The organism is Actinomadura alba (assembly GCF_014323705.1).
Classification (GTDB): Bacteria; Actinomycetota; Actinomycetes; order Streptosporangiales; family Streptosporangiaceae; genus Actinomadura_C; species Actinomadura_C alba.
Genome location: NZ_JABVEC010000016.1, coordinates 14480 through 30262, shown reverse-complemented (window position 1 = coordinate 30262; position 15783 = coordinate 14480). Strand labels below are relative to the sequence as shown.

Below are 15783 nucleotides of genomic sequence, written 5' to 3'. Positions count from 1 at the left end.
ACTTGATGCTGCTCACGATCGACGTTGGCAATACCCAAACCGTCCTCGGGCTGTTCGAGGGCGATGAGGTGATCGAACACTGGCGGATCAACACCGACGCGCGGCGTACCGCCGACGAGATCGCCGTGGTCCTCCAGGGGCTGGTGCAGCAGAGCCCCCTGCTCGCCGGCACAGACATCAGCGGCATCGCGCTGTGCTCCACCGTGCCGTCCGTACTCCACGAGATGCGGGAGATGTGCCGCCGCTACTACGGCGACGTCTCAGCGGTCATCGTGGAGCCGGGAGTGAAGACCGGGGTCCCGGTCCGCATGGACAACCCCAAGGAGGTCGGCTCCGACCGGATCGTCAACGCGCTCGCCTCGGTCCACCTGTACGGAGGCCCGGCGATCGTCGTCGACTTCGGCACCGCGACGACCTTCGACGCGGTTTCGGCCAAGGGGGAGTACGTCGGCGGCGCGATCGCCCCCGGCATCGAGATCTCGGTCGACGCGCTGTCGGCCCGGGGAGCCCAGCTGCACAAGGTCGAGCTGATCCGGCCGCGCAGCGTGATCGGAAAGAACACGGTCGAGGCGCTGCAGTCGGGGATCATCTACGGTTTCGCCGGCCAGGTCGACGGGGTCGTGGAGCGGATGTCGGAGGATCTCGCCGACAATCCCGAAGACGTCACCGTGGTCGCCACCGGGGGCCTCGCCCCGCTGGTGCTGCGAGAGGCCCGCAGCATCGACGTCTTCGAGCCGTGGCTGACCCTCATCGGCCTGCGCCTGGTCTACGAACGGAACATCACCGCGCCCTGACCCCGCGCTGCCCCGAGGTGCGGACGCTGTGGGAAGTGATTCGCCTGCCGTACGACGGGGTCGATAGCCTCTTGGCGTGAGCGAAGAGACCTACGACGACCTGCCGGACCAGATGCGGGTCCGCAGGGAAAAGCTGGACCGCCTCCGGGAGACGGGCGTCGACCCCTACCCTGTCGGCTTCCCGCGTACGACGACGATCGCGGAGGTCCGGGCCAAACACGGGGAGCTAGAGGCGGACGTCGCGACCGGCGAGCGGGTCGGCGTCGTGGGGCGGGTCGTCCTCGCGCGCAACACCGGAAAGCTCTGCTTCGCCACCATCCGCGACGGTGGCGGCGACATCCAGATCATGCTCTCCCTCGCGAGCGTCGGCGCGGAGACCCTCGAGGCATGGAAGCGCGACGTCGACCTCGGTGATCACGTCGGCGTCGAGGGAGAGGTCATCACCTCGCGGCGCGGCGAGCTGTCGATCATGGCGGACCGGTTCGCGATCACGTCGAAGTGCCTGCGGCCGCTACCGGAGAAGCACGCCGGGCTGACCGATCCCGAGGCCCGGGTCCGGTACCGCTACGTCGATCTCATCGTCAACGACGAGGCGCGCCGCATGGCCCGGGTGCGCAGCGACACGGTGCGGGCGGTCCGCGACTTCTGGCACGACGAGGGCTATCTCGAGGTCGAGACCCCGATGCTGCAGCCGGTACACGGCGGCGCGACGGCCCGGCCGTTCAAGACCCACATCAATGCCTACGACATGGACCTCTACCTGCGGATCGCGATCGAGCTGTACCTCAAGCGGCTCGTCGTGGGCGGGATCGACAAGGTCTTCGAGGTCAGCCGGAACTTCCGCAACGAGGGCGCCGACTCGACGCACAACCCCGAGTTCACGATGGTCGAGGCCTACGGCACCTACCTCGACTACAACGACATGGCCGACCTCACGCAGCGGATGTACCAGAAGGCGGTCGTCGCGGCGCTCGGCACGACGGTGGTCGTGCACGACGCTCCCGTCGGGCCGGGGCGCGGCGGCGAGACCCGGCGGCACGAGATCGATCTGGGCGCCGGGGCATGGCCGCGGATCACCCTGTACGGCTCGGTCTCCGAGGCCCTGGGCGAGGAGGTCGACCCGGGCACGCCGCTGGAGAAGGTCCGGCAGCACGCGGACCAGCGGGAGATCAAGTGGGACCCCAAGTGGGGGCAGGGGCGGCTCGTACAAGAGATCTTCGAGGCGCTCGTCGAGCACACCCTCGTGCAGCCGACGTTCGTCATGGACTATCCGCTGGAGACCTCCCCGCTCACCCGCCAGCACCGCGAGGACCCGCGGCTCACCGAGAAGTGGGACCTGATCGGTTTCGGCACCGAGCTCGGCACCGCCTATTCCGAGCTGATCGATCCCATTGAGCAGCGGCGCCGGCTCACCGAGCAGTCACTTCTCGCGGCCGGCGGGGACCTCGAGGCGATGCAGCTCGACGAGGATTTCCTGCGGGCGCTGGAATACGCCATGCCGCCGACCGGCGGAATGGGGGCCGGGATCGACCGGATGATTATGGCCTTCACCGGCAAGAACATCCGCGAGACCATCCTCTTCCCACTGGTCAAGCCTGAATAGTGCTGCATTGAGCTGATATTCGCCCTTATATGGGCACCTGGGGTTGTTTAGGCGGAATCACGGGTGACCAGCTCGGGCGTGAGGACGACATGGCGGTGCCGGTGGTCGATGCCCTCGGCGGCCTCGGTCAGTGCCAGCCGCGCCGCGGCCCGGCCGAGTTCCTGCCGTGGCTGCCGTACGGTCGTCAGCGGCACCGCCGCCGTCGCCGCGAGCTCGATGTCGTCGTAGCCGATGACGGCGATCTCCTCCGGCACCTTGACGCCGCACCGCAGCAGCTCGTTGATCACTCCGATCGCGAGCAGGTCGTTGGCGCAGAAGACGGCGCTGGGCGCGGGAGTCAGGTCGATCAGCCGGCGCGCGGCCTGCTGGCCCGCGGTGGCGGTCATCGTGTCCTGAACCAGCGTGAGCAGCTCAGTGCCGCCCTCGCGGGCCAGTGCCCTGCGGGCGCCGTCGTGCCGTTCCGTGGTCGGATCGGAGTCCGGACCGCCGGTCACGAAGGCGATGCGGTCGCGGCCCAGCGCGTGCAGACGGCTCACGGCGATGTCGCCGCCGGCCGCGTGGTCGACCCGGACCGAGCAGACATCGGTGGGGTGCTGATGGCGATCCAGCACCACGACGACCAGTCCTTGGGCCCGTAGCCAGGAGAGCCGGTCGTCATCGAGGCCGACCGGCGTGATGAGCACGCCGGCCACCCGCTGCTCGACGAGCAGCTCCAGGGCCCGGCGCTCCTTGTGCGTCGAGCCGTTGCTCGTGCACCAGATCACGTCGACGTCGTCGGCGTTCAACGCGGACTCGGCGCCTTGGGCGACGTCGGTGTAGTACGGGTTGGCGACGTCCTCGATCAGGACGCCGAACGCGCGGCTCCGCGTGGGCGGGCCCTGTCGGAGCCGGCGGGCCGACTCGTTCCGGACGAAACCAAGATCGTCGATCGCCGAAAGGACCCGGGCACGGGTCTCTTCGGCCACGAGATCTGGCCGGTTTAGGACATTCGAAACTGTCCCAACTGAAACTCCGGCACGCTTCGCGACCTCGCGAATGCTGGCTTGCGGCAATGCACTCCTTGCCGAATCTCGACGAGTTTTCGCAGGTTAGCAGCTTGCGCGGGACAAACCCGGCGGTGCTATGTAACTGTACAGAGTCTTATGCCCGCACATTGTTATCTTTGAGCGCTTGACGGTCCGGATCTGGCCGCCTAGCGTTCCGGACCGAAGCGTAGCTTGAAACGATTCACGGTCTCGGTCTGGGCGGCGGACGTGAGGGGACGGGTGGAAGAGGCTGCAACTACGACCCTCCCCGGAGATCACGCCCTCGCCACTGGTGTGACCGGGGCGCTTCCCCGTGCACCCGTGGAAGCGTCTCAGTTCGCCGGGCTAACGACCGGGCCGTTAAACAGAGTTCCCCCACGGTGTCTCGTATCCGGTTCAACGGCCGACTCCGGCCATCTGCGTCACCCCCTGACCGGCTCGGGACCAGCCGACTCTGGGCTCGCTCTCGAACTGCGCTTCGATCTAGGCCTACCCGTGCCTATGCAGCTACCTGCTGCATCCCCGCAGTCATCACAGCGGACGAGGGAGGACGGAGTGGAACAGGCCACACTCACACGGCGTGGCATGGAGGATCAACGTCTGAGCGAGGAGGAGCTGAGGTTGCTCGCGCAGATCGCCAGCGGTGTCACGGCCGACGTGGCGGCACGCAAGCTTGAGCTGAGCGCAAGGACTCTGCGGCGGCGGCTGCGGACGATTTGTGATCGTCTCGAGGTCAACACCCCTATCGAGGCCGTTGTGTGGGCGGCTCGGAGACAACTGATCTGAGCATCGGACCGTCGCGGCGGTCCTGCTGAACGGCCTGCACCGGCCGAACCGACCCGCACTGGGGGTCTTCGCTTCCGGGGGAGCGGAGGATCCGAACGGCGTGCGGCGGGGCTGGTCTCCGCGAGGAGATCAGCCCCGCCCCGGGCTTCTGGCGGCGTGCCGCGATGCGCGCCGTACGGGCTCGGCCGATCAGCGGCGCCGATCGCCGGCCGCAAGGGCTCGGGCCGAACGTCCGCCATGAGGGCTCAGGCCACTCGAACGCCCCCGGCGAACGGCCGCCCGGCCATCGGGCTGATCTTCACCACGTCGCCGGTCTGCGGTGCGTGGAGCATTTTGCCGCCGCCGACGTACATGCCCATGTGGTGCAGGTCGGAGTAGAAGAACACCAGGTCGCCCGGCTGCAGATCGTTCATTGACGCGATCCGGGTACCGGAGTTCCACTGGCTGCCCGTGTAGTGCGGCAGGCTGATGCCGACCTGCTTGTAGGCCCACATCGTGAGGCCTGAGCAGTCGAAGGTGCTCGGGCCCGCGGCCCCCCACACGTACGGCCGGCCCAGCTTGCTCATGGCGAGCCGCAGTGCCTGGGCGGCCTTGCCGTTGCCGGTGACCGGCAGGCTCGCGATCTGGCCGGGCGCCTTGTCGATCAGCTTGCCCCGCACCTTGTCGTAGAGCGCCTCGACCTTTTTCTTCTTTTTCTCGATCTCGCTCTTGAGGCTCTGCGCCTGGTTCGCGCGGTCCTGAGCGGCCTTACGCGCCCGCTGGGTGGCCTGCATGGCCTGGGCGAGGGTCTGGACCTCGGTGCCCTCCTGGGCGGCGAAGAAGTGCAGTGTGGCGGCCTGGTCGAGCATCGCCTGCGGGTCCTGCGCGGTGGCGAAGGCGACGGTCTGGTCGACGCCGCCCTTCATGTAGCTGTCGGCTGCGAGGCGTCCGACCTTCTGCTGAACGGCCTGCAGCGCCACCTCCTGCCGCCGCGCGTTGTCGGCGGCGACCGCGGAGGCCCGCTGTGCCTGCTGGAATCGGACCTTGAGTCCGTTGAACTGCTCGGAGAGCTGCTCGAGCTGGTTGGCCAGCTTGGTGGCCTGCGCCTTCAGCTCCTTGACCGTGGGCTCCGGTTCGGCGTGTCCGACGCCGCTGGGGAGGGCGATGGTGACCGCGAAGAAAGCACCGGCGATCGCGACCATCCGGTTCCGGAACCGCCCAGGCCGGGTAAGGCCAGGGGCGGGAACGACCGGCTGGGGTGCGCGCTGACCGGCGTGCACGCGTTTCGGGCGCGCTGGCTCCACTAAGACTCCTCTCCTCAGCCGCCTACCGGGTTAGCTGACGGGTTCGGGCCGGAGCAGCCCTACCAGTGGCACGCGTCGAGGCGTGCGTGGATTCACCCCAGGGGAAGGTGGGTCCCCGGCTCTCGGAGCGCTGGATGCGTCCCTTGGACTCGGCGGGTCTGCAACCACTCATGTGGCTGCTGATGACAGCGCTGGAGATTAACGGAGTCTGGAGCGAATGCCAACCGGAACATGCGAAATCGCAGGTCGTAGCGGTGTGGTGACCGTACGGCTATGCGCTCGTGGCTCATCTGTGATGTGAACTTCATCACCTATGTGGAAGCCGCTCGGGTCACCTGCCCGTGTTTGTACAGGGCGTTCCGCGGTCGCGCGCGGCACGTAATTAGTTGTCGACGCTGGGTAAAGGACCGTTGACGAGCGACGTCGCGGCCGGTTCCGCGCGATCGGCCCGCGCTCCGGTACGGGACGGTTCGTGTCTGCGCGATGGCTCCGGGGCACTACCCTCACCTGCTTGTGGAAGTCACGATCCGGCGGGCGCGCACCTCTGATGTCCAGGCCATCGGCCGGCTCGTCGATCTCTATGCCGGATCCGGGCGGCGGATGCTGAGAAAGAGCGTCGTGACGCTCTTCGAGGACGTCCAGGAGTTCTGGGTCGCCGATGACGTGGAACGCGGCGTCGTCGGCTGCGGTGCCCTCCATGTCATGTGGAAAGACCTGGCCGAGGTCCGTTCGGTTGCGGTTGATCCGGATTGTGGCGGTCGGGGGATCGGACACCGTATCGTGAGCCGACTGCTCGAAACCGCCCGAGAACTAGACGTGCGCCGGGTGTTCTGTCTTACGTTCCAGGTGGGGTTCTTCGTGCGTCATGGCTTCCAGCCGATCCACGGGACTCCGGTTTCGCCTGAGGTCTACGAGGAGCTTCTCCGTTCTTATGACGAAGGCGTCGCGGAGTTTCTCGACCTAGACCGGGTCAAGCCGAATACGTTGGGGAATACCCGGATGTTGCTCCGCTTGGAGGATGATGATGAGTGAACCCCCTTATGGCGGGCGTCGGCACTCGCCCCAGCGGTCCGGCGATCCGTCTTACGGATCCCCGGCGTACGGTCACTCCCCCTACGGTGCGTCGCAGCGGCAGGATCACTACGGGCACCAACCGCAGTACGACTCATACGGTTCATATGCCGCCGGGCCGTCCCCGGCGGCTGATCTGCCGCTGGCGCCCATTCACCGCCGGGCGGGCGCGCGGGTCATGGACAACGTTCTCGTCGCTGTTTTCGGATTCGCGCTCATTCTGCCGATTGCGATCGGCGCGCTGGGTCTGGACAGCCCCGGCAGCAAGACCAGGGATGAGGGCGGCGTCTGGACCTGGCCGATCATCTTCGTCCTCTTCACGGTCTTGTCTCTACTGCCCTTCCTGTATGAGGCGGTCCAGCTCGGCGTTTGGGGACAGACCCTCGGCAAACGGTGGTTCGGCCTACGTGTCGTAAAGGTCGACCCGGCCGGTGACCCTCTGGACGTCTTCACCGCCGTCTGGCGGCCGGCGATCAACCATGTGGTCTACCAATTGGGATTTTTCTTCTTCCTCATCCTTGCGGTGAAAGTCTTCGACTTCGCCGCCTACGGTGTGCTGCTGGTATCGCTCGGCACGCTCGTGGCGTACCTTTGGGCGATCTGGGACCGGCCGCTGAATCAGGCCGTGCACGATCGCTTCGCCGGCACCATCGTGATCGACGATCGAGTCGAGTGGGAGTAGACCGGCCGGTCGCAGGGCCCCCTGCCCCAGCGGTCGGCGAGACGGCCGAGCCGGGGCAGCGCCTTTTGGCCAGGGTCGCCGACACCCTCATCGTCGGTGTGCCGGTGGTCCTGCTCACGCACGCGACACTGCCGCAGGCCACGGCCGAGATCGTGGCGTCGGTCGGACTGGCCGGCCTCTTAATGCTGTACGAATCCGTGCAGCTCGCGCGGTGGGGACAGACGCTCGGGAAGCGGCTGGCCGGTGTCGCCGTCGTGCCCGCCGGGCCCCAGGGGCCCGAGGACGGCCCCCTGGGATTGGGCCGGGCGGTGCTCCGATCGGCCGTCTACGCGTTGCCCATCGCGGCCCGTCCGGTGCCGGTCCTCGGAGCGATGGCCGGCGTGTTCTGGGTCGCCAACGCGGCTCTGCTGTTCGAGCGGCCCCGGCGACAGGCGCTCCACGACCGCGTCGCCCGCACGTTGGTCGTACGGGTGAGGAGTGGGCGCTAAGCCTTGCCCCGTAAGGCTTAATAGGGATCGACCGGACATGTAGGGCACCCGTTAAGGCGACCTTGGAACCGGTATTTTCTGCCGTCCGAGGCGGTCGAGAATCATCGTGTCGGCGGCCCGCCCCTCCCGGTGCCGTCCCCGCCTCGCCGCCGGAAATCGCTTGCCGGGGAGCGATCTCACTGGGGCATCACCTGCTTGTGTGGAGACACAGGACAATTCACTACGAGTGCCCCACCGCGTACCGCCTCTTCTGTACCTTGGTCTTCTGGCGGTGTTCTGACCGCGACGGGCGAGATGAGCGGCAACGCGTATCCCCCGTCCCATGGCAGAACGGGTCTCCCGGCGAGTAAGACGGGATTCGTTGGTCTGATTACGTTGCGTTACCGCGACTCGGATGGAAACTCCGTACGGGCCCCTGAATTGTCATCTGCAAGCGCATCGGTATATCTTTGAGATGCGAATGCAGTTTGCTCCGGCGGAAAGGTCTGTCCCCATGGCACAGAAGGTTCAGGTGCTTCTCGTCGACGACCTCGACGGTGGCGAGGCGGACGAGACCGTGTCGTTCTCGCTCGATGGCGCCACCTATGAGATCGATCTCAGTGGTTCCAACGCAAAGAGGCTGCGGGATTCACTGCAGCCGTTCGTGGACCACGCGCGGAAGGCGGGCGCCGCCCGGCGTCGCCGTACCCGTGGTGCGTCCAGTCGTGAGCGCAGCGCGGATATACGCGCTTGGGCGAAGTCGCGCGGCATCAAGGTCAACGAGCGTGGTCGTATCCCGGCGTCCGTCGTGGAACAGTACGAGGCCGCTCACTGAGAGTTTGACCGCCAAGAACGGCCCGCCACCTCGTTCAGGTAGGCGGGCCGTTCGGTCTTGGCGGGGGCGGGCCCGGGCGATCCGCCGGTGCCGGTGCCCGCCCGGGCGTCCGTCGGCGCGGACGAGCCGGCGAAGACCCCGTTCGCTTGGGGCGTAGCGGGAACATGACGCACCGATGCGGTAGTTGGATGAGGATGAACAGAGCTTAGCTGGGGAACGTCTCTCGGTGAGAGTGCACCGGGCGGACCTCCTCGGGGCGGGCTAGCATGCGGAAGGACAAGACCGGACATCCCGGCCCCTGTTCGACCGCTCTGTGAGGAGCGACGACATGTTCGAAAGGTTCACCGACCGCGCGCGGCGGGTTGTCGTCCTGGCTCAGGAAGAGGCCAGGATGCTCAACCACAACTACATTGGCACCGAGCACATCCTCCTGGGGCTGATCCACGAGGGTGAGGGTGTCGCTGCCAAGGCCCTGGAGAGCCTGGGGATCAGTCTTGAGGCCGTGCGTCAGCAGGTCGAAGAGATCATTGGTCAGGGGCAGCAGGCGCCGTCGGGGCACATCCCCTTCACGCCACGCGCCAAGAAGGTTCTTGAGCTGTCGTTGCGTGAGGCGTTGCAGCTTGGTCATAACTACATCGGCACTGAGCACATCCTCTTGGGCTTGATCCGTGAGGGTGAGGGCGTTGCGGCCCAGGTGCTGGTGAAGCTCGGCGCGGACCTGAACCGGGTGCGCCAGCAGGTGATCCAGTTGCTGCACGGCTATCAGGGCGGCAAGGAGGCTGCGGCGTCCGGCGGCCCGTCCGAGTCCGCTCCCTCGACGTCCTTGGTGCTCGACCAGTTCGGCCGCAACCTCACTCAGGCGGCCCGCGAAGGCAAGCTCGACCCGGTCATCGGCCGGGACAAGGAGATCGAGCGGGTCATGCAGGTCCTCAGCCGCCGCACCAAGAACAACCCGGTGCTGGTCGGCGAGCCCGGCGTGGGCAAGACCGCCGTTGTGGAAGGCCTTGCGCAGAAGATCGTCAAGGGTGAGGTGCCCGAGACGCTCAAGGACAAGCAGCTCTACACCCTCGACCTGGGCGCTCTGGTGGCGGGTTCGCGCTACCGGGGTGACTTCGAGGAGCGACTGAAGAAGGTCCTCAAGGAGATCCGCACCCGCGGCGACATCATCCTGTTCATCGACGAGCTCCACACCCTGGTGGGTGCGGGCGCCGCCGAGGGCGCCATCGACGCCGCCAGCATCCTCAAGCCGATGCTGGCCCGTGGCGAGCTGCAGACCATCGGCGCGACGACGCTCGACGAGTACCGCAAGCACCTGGAGAAGGACGCCGCCCTCGAGCGGCGCTTCCAGCCGATCCAGGTCGCCGAGCCGTCGCTGTCGCACACGATCGAGATCCTCAAGGGCCTGCGGGACCGCTACGAGGCCCACCACCGCGTCTCGATCACCGATGGCGCGCTGGTCGCGGCCGCGCAGCTGGCCGACCGCTACATCAGCGACCGGTTCCTGCCGGACAAGGCGATCGACCTCATCGACGAGGCCGGTTCGCGGATGCGCATCCGCCGGATGACCGCGCCGCCGGACCTGCGCGAGTACGACGAGAAGATCGCCGATGTTCGCCGGGAGAAGGAATCGGCGATCGACGCCCAGGACTTCGAGAAGGCCGCCGCGCTCCGCGACAAGGAGAAGCAGCTGCTGGGGCAGAAGGCGCAGCGGGAGAAGGAGTGGAAGGCCGGCGACATGGACATTGTCGCCGAGGTGGGGGAGGAGCTGATCGCCGAGGTCCTGGCGACGGCCACCGGCATCCCCGTCTTCAAGCTCACCGAGGAGGAGTCCGCCCGGCTGCTGCGGATGGAGGAGGAGCTGCACAAGCGCGTCATCGGCCAGAACGATGCGATCAAGGCGCTTTCGCAGTCGATCCGCCGTACCCGCGCCGGCCTCAAGGACCCCAAGCGCCCGGGTGGCTCGTTCATCTTCGCCGGTCCGTCCGGTGTCGGTAAGACCGAGCTGTCCAAGACGCTGGCCGAGTTCCTGTTCGGTGACGAGGACGCCCTCATCCAGCTGGACATGTCCGAGTTCATGGAGAAGCACACCGTCTCGCGGCTGTTCGGCTCCCCGCCCGGCTACGTCGGGTACGAGGAGGGCGGCCAGCTGACCGAGAAGGTGCGGCGCAAGCCGTTCTCGGTGGTCCTGTTCGACGAGATCGAGAAGGCCCACCCGGACATCTTCAACTCGCTGCTGCAGATCCTCGAGGACGGCCGGCTGACCGACGCCCAGGGGCGGGTGGTCGACTTCAAGAACACCGTCATCATCATGACGACGAACCTGGGCACCCGGGACATCTCCAAGGGCCTGTCCATGGGGTTCGCCCGGGCAAACGACGACCAGGGTGACTACGACCGGATGAAGTCCAAGGTCGAGGAGGAGCTCAAGCAGCACTTCCGGCCCGAGTTCCTCAACCGTGTCGACGACACCGTGGTCTTCCACCAGCTGACCCCGAAGGAGATCATCCAGATCGTGGATCTGATGATCGCCAAGGTGGACGAGCGGCTCAAGGACCGCGACATGGGCCTCGAGTTGCAGCAGGACGCCAAGGACCTGCTGGCCGAGCGGGGCTACGACCCGGTGCTCGGCGCCCGGCCGCTGCGTCGCACGATCCAGCGGGAGATCGAGGACAACCTGTCCGAGAAGATCCTGTACAGCGAGCTCAAGGCCGGTCAGATCGTGATCGTCGGAGTCGAGGGCACCGGCGAGAAGGCCAAGTTCACCTTCCGGGGTGAGCCCAAGCCGAACGGCGTCCCGGACGCGCTGCCCACCGTGGGTGCGACCGTCGACGACACGATCAACTTCAACAAGGACTGACCCGGTCAGAGACTGCACGAGGCCCCGCACGAAAGTGCGGGGCCTCGTCGTCATTGGCCTGATGGCCGCCAACAGCGCATCAGCCCCTGATCTGCCGCTCGCGGGCATGACTGATTCGTACAAGCCACGGCCGGGACCGGTCGGCCACCATGGCGGCATGGAAACCTATCTGGCCGCGGCTTCGGACTTCATGGCCGCGCACGCACGGCTGCTCGACCGCCGGCGCTTCGACCTTCAGCTGGGCCGGTGCCGGCCCGACGACGTGCTCACGGCGCTGGCCGCCTACCGCAACGCCGACGGCGGTTACGGATGGGGGCTCGAGCCCGATCTGCGGGCCCGGGGCAGCCAGCCCGGTGGTGCGTTGCACGCGTTCGAGGTGCTGGAGGAGGTCGGGCCGGTCGGCGCTGATGACGCGAGGCGGCTGTTCGACTGGCTCGGCTCGATCACGCTGGCCGACGGGGGTCTGCCGTTCGCCCTGCCGATCCCCGAGGACGAGACCGCGGGCACCGCGCCCTGGTGGCTCGAGACCGATCCGCTGGAATCGTCACTCCACGCGACGGCCATGCTGGCCGGAATCGCCCACCGTGTGGCCCGGAACGATGAGAACTTGCGTCGTCACGCGTGGCTGGAAGGCGCGAGCGCCTACACCCTGCGGAAGATCACGGAACTGGACGGACCGCCTCATGCCATCGAGTTCGCCTTCGTCCTTCGCTTCCTCGACGCGGCGCACGACCGGCTGCCCGGCGCCGCCGCCGAACTCGCGCGGCTCGGCGGGTTCCTGCCCACGTCCGGAGTGCTGCCGGTCGAAGGCGGCGTGGAGGGCGAGGCGATCCGCCCGCTGGACTTCTCGCCGTACCCCGGCGGGCCGCTGCGGGACCTGTTCGCGGCCGAGGTGATCACCGCCGAACTGGCCCGGCTCGCGTCGCAGCGGCAGAGCGACGGCGGCTGGATCGTGGACTGGGTTGCTCGGTCCCCGGCAGGGGCCCTGGACTGGCGGGGGTGGGCAACCGTACGTGCGGTCATGATCCTGCGTGCCCACCCGCCGTCCTGACCCCGGCCCACGGCCGGCGGGCGCTCAGGAGGCGAGCGCCACGCCCTTGGTGATCGCCGGGCGGCCGACGCGGCTGCTGAGCGATTGCACATCCATGATCGCCGAGGAGATCGTGCCCTGGTGACTGAATGTCGGACCCGGCTGAGAGGCTGCCCGCGAACGAACCCGTGGCAGCGGAAGGGCGGCCCGATCCATGCCGATCCACGTAGCCGGTCGACGCCGGTCGCGAGCCTCGATCGAGGCGGCTCATCCGGGGGCGATGGTCCTCGATGTCACCTCGCGGGCCGAGGCGCCGTGGGTGCGTCTCAGCCCCTTCTATCCGCACGGTGACATCCCGGTGCCGTTCTCTCCGGGAGTGACGAGCCAGTCCGTGGAGGGCGTCTGGCAGGCGCTCAAGGTCTTCGCGACCACGGACGTCGACCCGGCCAAGCTGGAGATCACGTCGATGAAGGGGCTGAAACGAACCGTACGCAAGCACGGTGACGTGCTCGGCCACCGCCGGGGCCTGACCGACGAGGCGCTGCTCTCGTACGAGGACGCTCGCCGGTCGATCTACCTGCCGACCTACCGTTGGGTGCTGGAGCACCAGGCCGCCGACCTGGTCGGCGAGTTGCGAACGCTGAGCCGCACGCGCGATGTCGTCCTGCTCGACTACACGACCAACGGCGACATCGCCGATCTCGCGGCCCCGCTGTCCCACGCCGCCCTCGTCCGCCTGTACGTGGAGGACCGGTGGCCGGCGGATCGCGTCGGGGCATGACTGCCCCTGCCCGGGTGGGTGCCCGGTCGGGGATGCTGGGTGGGCGACGTGGATCAGCCCATTCGGCTATGTCCGGCCCACCCGGCCGACTACGACCGCATTGCGCCGGTCATGGACGACTGGTGGGGGCGGCCGGTCCATGCCGCCCTGCCGCGGTTGTTCCTCGATCACTTCTTCCAGACCAGCCTCGTCGCGGAACAGGGCGATGACCTGGCCGGCTTCCTGGTCGGTCTGCTCTCCCCGTCGACCGACCGGATGGTGTTCCGACACAGCCTCGCAGAGACACTGCCGCCGCTCGACCGGACGTGACAACGCGGGAACGCGTCGCGTGTCTCTTTAATATGACCGAACTGTCTGTGGATGGGTGCGTGGAACCGATGGCCGGCCCCGCCGACGATCGGGAGGTGGCGTTCGACGAGCTCTTCCGGGTCCATTACCAGCGGTTGGTACGGCTGGCGGCGCTGCTGGGCGCCGATGACCCCGAGGACGTCGCCCAAGAGGCGTTCGCCCGGTTCTACCGGAAGTCCCATCGGCTGGACGATGGGAACGCGGCGTTCGACTACCTCCGCTCGACCGTCTTCAACCTGACCCGCAACCGGCTCCGCCATTTGCGGGTCTCCAGGCGGCGGCGGCCGCCACCGCCGGTGGACGCCACCCCCGCGGACCAGATCGCGATTGTGCGCGAGGACCATCGCGAGCTGCTGGGCGCGCTGGACAGGTTGCCGCGCAAGCAACGCGAGACCCTCGTGCTCCGCTACTGGCTGGATCTGTCCGAACAGCAGATCGCCCAGATGATGGGCATCTCCGCCGGCACGGTGAAGTCGCACGCGCACAGAGGCATGAAAGCCCTGAAGACGAGGCTCGGAGAGCAGACATGAAAACCGTAGAGGAGCAACTGCGCGATGCCCTGCGGAGCAGGGCCGAGACCTTCACGTCGGACCCGGCGGCGATCGTGCACGTACGGCGGCGGGTCCGGCGCCGGCGCCGGCGCATCGCCATCGGCGTCATCGTGCCGGCCGCCATCGCGGCCGCCGGCATCGTCCCCGCCGCGACGCTGATGAAGGGCACCGGTGAATCCGGCGGGGGAACCGTGACGGCCGCGCGGCCCACCCCCGAGGCGCCCCGCGGGAATCGTCCGACGCTCGAGGAGGAGCTCAAGCGCCACCCACCGACCAGCGAGATCGGCGTGCTCACCCCCTCGGGTCGAGCGTCCGGCGCGAGGCTTCGCGCGTGGTTCACCGACCTCGAGCACGGGCCCGGGGCCTGCATCCAGCAGCTGGACCGCTCCGGAGCCGTCAGTGGCGGCGGCTGCAATCCCATCTCCCGGAAGTACCCGACCACACTGCTCTGGTGGAGGGCCCAGGTCGATGCGGAGAAACCCGTTTCGGCGTACGTCGGCTACGCCGACGACCGGGTCGCCTCGGTCACGGCGGAGCTGGCCGACGGCAGGAGGTACCCGGGTTCGCTGCTTCGCGCCAAGGGGTACCTCTGCCAGATCTGGCAGGTCGGCACACCCATGGGCAAGACCGTGAGGAGCATCGTCTTCAAGGACGAGCGCGGGGCCGTCGTGCGGCGGATTCGACCGCCGAGGTCCATGTAGGGCCGGTGACCGCAGGACGGGCCGGCGTCCGCGGTCACTCCTGCTCGTGGTGGGTCGCAGGTACGGCGATGGTTCGGGCGACCAGGACGAGCGCACTCACCTCGTCCCACGGAATCGCCCCGGCTCCTCACGGGCCTGGGCCCCGAAGTAGCGGGTGTCAGGCCTTGGCCCAGGGCAGGTCGCGCCATCCGGGACGACCGTGGTCGAGCCACTGCTCGACCGTGCGACGCCACGGATCGGCGGGCTCGTCCGCCGGGGTGTCCTCCCAGGTCGCCTCGGCCGTGCCGGCGTCGATGAACAGCAGGTCGAGGTAGCGCTCGAAGTCATCGGCGACCACTCCGATCCCTGACGCGCGATCCACCCCCGTCCAGTCCGGCAGCCCGAAGACGAAGGCGAGGACCCGCCCGTGGGTGTCCGGCGACAGGTCGAGGAAGAGCATGGAACCGCCGCCGTCCTGCGCGATCGGCAGCAGTGAGCCGGCGGCGACGCCCATGGTGGCGAACGCCTCGGCGAAGACGGTCTTCGGCAGCCGCCTGTAGTCGGTGAGCACACCTGCGACCGAGAGGAGGTTTCCGAACAGGATCGGCTCGCCCTCCGGGTGCGGGGGGATGCGCACCGAGTACTGAAGGGACCCGCCGTTGGCGACCTCGATGAACTCGCCGTACGAGCCCGGTAGCGGCCCGTCGATCGCGCTCTTCAGTTCCGCGAGGTCATCGGGTCGAACGGGCTGGAACGGCCCGAAGACCATGAGGTTCCGGTACCAGCGCGACAGCTCTTCGGACATGCGGAGATCATGCCATCGGCAGGTCGCTGCCGCAGGTCCCGTACGCATCAGGCCCTCGCTCGGGCGGCTGGGTGATCTCCTCCGGCGGTCAGCGGCCAACCGCGGCGATCGAAAATACATCGGATGAGTCATCTTCCCTCTCGCTCGCCGGGGACGTATCTTTCCTCGCAATGGACGATGACGAG

The 15783-nt window shown here is 67.8% G+C and carries 16 protein-coding genes and 1 riboswitch; of the genes, 13 read left to right on the top strand and 3 right to left on the bottom strand.

The features are described from left to right. Nucleotides 1–5 precede the first annotated feature (5 nt). Both HKK74_RS21060 and lysX read left to right on the top strand, forming a co-directional pair. On the top strand, nucleotides 6–794 hold the full coding sequence (locus HKK74_RS21060; protein ID WP_187245119.1) for a type III pantothenate kinase: 789 nt from the start codon (nucleotides 6–8) through the stop codon (nucleotides 792–794). A 76-nt stretch (nucleotides 795–870) separates the two neighbouring features. Continuing rightward, a complete protein-coding gene (gene lysX / locus HKK74_RS21055) occupies nucleotides 871–2397 on the top strand; it encodes a bifunctional lysylphosphatidylglycerol synthetase/lysine--tRNA ligase LysX (RefSeq protein ID WP_187244985.1) in 1527 nt (508 codons plus the stop codon). Nucleotides 2398–2444: 47 nt separating this feature from the next. Here lysX and HKK74_RS21050 read toward each other — a convergent pair whose 3' ends face one another. Further along, a complete protein-coding gene (locus tag HKK74_RS21050; protein WP_187244984.1) occupies nucleotides 2445–3449 on the bottom strand; it encodes a LacI family DNA-binding transcriptional regulator in 1005 nt (334 codons plus the stop codon). A gap of 528 nt (nucleotides 3450–3977) precedes the next feature. On the opposite strand from HKK74_RS21050, the gene HKK74_RS21045 reads away from it, so the two are divergent. Next, nucleotides 3978–4208: a LuxR C-terminal-related transcriptional regulator gene (locus HKK74_RS21045; protein ID WP_187244983.1), complete on the top strand. Its 231-nt coding sequence runs from the start codon at nucleotides 3978–3980 to the stop codon at nucleotides 4206–4208. Nucleotides 4209–4453: 245 nt separating this feature from the next. Here the strand turns inward: HKK74_RS21045 and HKK74_RS21040 are convergent, their stop codons facing one another. Then, nucleotides 4454–5491: an NlpC/P60 family protein gene (locus HKK74_RS21040; RefSeq protein ID WP_312881651.1), complete on the bottom strand. Its 1038-nt coding sequence runs from the start codon at nucleotides 5489–5491 to the stop codon at nucleotides 4454–4456. A 3-nt stretch (nucleotides 5492–5494) separates the two neighbouring features. After that, nucleotides 5495–5656: riboswitch (cyclic di-AMP (ydaO/yuaA leader) on the bottom strand. A 318-nt stretch (nucleotides 5657–5974) separates the two neighbouring features. Between HKK74_RS21040 and HKK74_RS21035 the strand changes: the two genes are divergently transcribed. From HKK74_RS21035 to HKK74_RS20990, 10 genes are all read left to right on the top strand, one after another. After that, complete coding sequence (locus tag HKK74_RS21035) at nucleotides 5975–6523, top strand: amino-acid N-acetyltransferase (protein ID WP_187244982.1); 549 nt, start codon at nucleotides 5975–5977, stop codon at nucleotides 6521–6523. Beyond that, entirely contained in the window at nucleotides 6510–7244 is a 735-nt protein-coding gene (locus HKK74_RS21030) for an RDD family protein (RefSeq protein WP_312881650.1), read from the top strand. The genes HKK74_RS21035 and HKK74_RS21030 overlap by 14 nt, the downstream gene beginning before the upstream one ends. Next, nucleotides 7235–7732, top strand: coding sequence for an RDD family protein (locus HKK74_RS21025; protein WP_187244981.1), 498 nt, complete (start codon nucleotides 7235–7237; stop codon nucleotides 7730–7732). The genes HKK74_RS21030 and HKK74_RS21025 overlap by 10 nt, the downstream gene beginning before the upstream one ends. A gap of 493 nt (nucleotides 7733–8225) precedes the next feature. After that, nucleotides 8226–8546 (top strand): histone-like nucleoid-structuring protein Lsr2, encoded by a 321-nt coding sequence (locus tag HKK74_RS21020; protein WP_187234637.1) that lies wholly within the window; start codon nucleotides 8226–8228, stop codon nucleotides 8544–8546. A gap of 328 nt (nucleotides 8547–8874) precedes the next feature. Beyond that, complete coding sequence (locus tag HKK74_RS21015; protein WP_187244980.1) at nucleotides 8875–11403, top strand: ATP-dependent Clp protease ATP-binding subunit; 2529 nt, start codon at nucleotides 8875–8877, stop codon at nucleotides 11401–11403. Between the two features lie 157 nt (nucleotides 11404–11560). Beyond that, the gene (locus HKK74_RS21010; RefSeq protein WP_187244979.1) at nucleotides 11561–12454 is read left to right on the top strand and encodes a hypothetical protein; all 894 of its coding nucleotides are present in this window, start codon (nucleotides 11561–11563) and stop codon (nucleotides 12452–12454) included. A gap of 193 nt (nucleotides 12455–12647) precedes the next feature. Further along, complete coding sequence (locus HKK74_RS21005) at nucleotides 12648–13214, top strand: DUF6939 family protein (protein WP_187244978.1); 567 nt, start codon at nucleotides 12648–12650, stop codon at nucleotides 13212–13214. A gap of 48 nt (nucleotides 13215–13262) precedes the next feature. Next, nucleotides 13263–13523 carry a GNAT family N-acetyltransferase gene (locus tag HKK74_RS41945; RefSeq protein ID WP_187244977.1) on the top strand — a complete coding sequence of 87 codons (261 nt, stop codon included), beginning with the start codon at nucleotides 13263–13265 and terminating at the stop codon, nucleotides 13521–13523. Nucleotides 13524–13591: 68 nt separating this feature from the next. Beyond that, nucleotides 13592–14092: an RNA polymerase sigma factor gene (locus tag HKK74_RS20995; RefSeq protein ID WP_187245116.1), complete on the top strand. Its 501-nt coding sequence runs from the start codon at nucleotides 13592–13594 to the stop codon at nucleotides 14090–14092. Continuing rightward, nucleotides 14089–14814, top strand: coding sequence for a hypothetical protein (locus tag HKK74_RS20990; protein WP_187244976.1), 726 nt, complete (start codon nucleotides 14089–14091; stop codon nucleotides 14812–14814). Before HKK74_RS20995 ends, HKK74_RS20990 begins: the two co-directional genes overlap by 4 nt. 157 nt (nucleotides 14815–14971) lie before the next feature. Here the strand turns inward: HKK74_RS20990 and HKK74_RS20985 are convergent, their stop codons facing one another. Beyond that, entirely contained in the window at nucleotides 14972–15598 is a 627-nt protein-coding gene (locus HKK74_RS20985; protein ID WP_187244975.1) for an SMI1/KNR4 family protein, read from the bottom strand. Nucleotides 15599–15783 lie beyond the last annotated feature (185 nt).

What these genes read in the sequence shown, in the direction of transcription:
- HKK74_RS21060 (WP_187245119.1), top strand. Translation starts at nt 6, where the DNA reads ATGCTGCTCACGATCGACGTTGGCAATACCCAAACCGTCCTCGGGCTG.
- HKK74_RS21035 (WP_187244982.1), top strand. Translation starts at nt 5,975, where the DNA reads ATGGCTCCGGGGCACTACCCTCACCTGCTTGTGGAAGTCACGATCCGG.
- HKK74_RS21030 (WP_312881650.1), top strand. Translation starts at nt 6,510, where the DNA reads ATGATGATGAGTGAACCCCCTTATGGCGGGCGTCGGCACTCGCCCCAG.
- HKK74_RS21020 (WP_187234637.1), top strand. Translation starts at nt 8,226, where the DNA reads ATGGCACAGAAGGTTCAGGTGCTTCTCGTCGACGACCTCGACGGTGGC.
- HKK74_RS21015 (WP_187244980.1), top strand. Translation starts at nt 8,875, where the DNA reads ATGTTCGAAAGGTTCACCGACCGCGCGCGGCGGGTTGTCGTCCTGGCT.
- HKK74_RS21010 (WP_187244979.1), top strand. Translation starts at nt 11,561, where the DNA reads ATGGAAACCTATCTGGCCGCGGCTTCGGACTTCATGGCCGCGCACGCA.
- HKK74_RS21005 (WP_187244978.1), top strand. Translation starts at nt 12,648, where the DNA reads ATGCCGATCCACGTAGCCGGTCGACGCCGGTCGCGAGCCTCGATCGAG.
- HKK74_RS20995 (WP_187245116.1), top strand. Translation starts at nt 13,592, where the DNA reads ATGGCCGGCCCCGCCGACGATCGGGAGGTGGCGTTCGACGAGCTCTTC.
- HKK74_RS20990 (WP_187244976.1), top strand. Translation starts at nt 14,089, where the DNA reads ATGAAAACCGTAGAGGAGCAACTGCGCGATGCCCTGCGGAGCAGGGCC.
- HKK74_RS20985 (WP_187244975.1), bottom strand. Translation starts at nt 15,598, where the DNA reads ATGTCCGAAGAGCTGTCGCGCTGGTACCGGAACCTCATGGTCTTCGGG.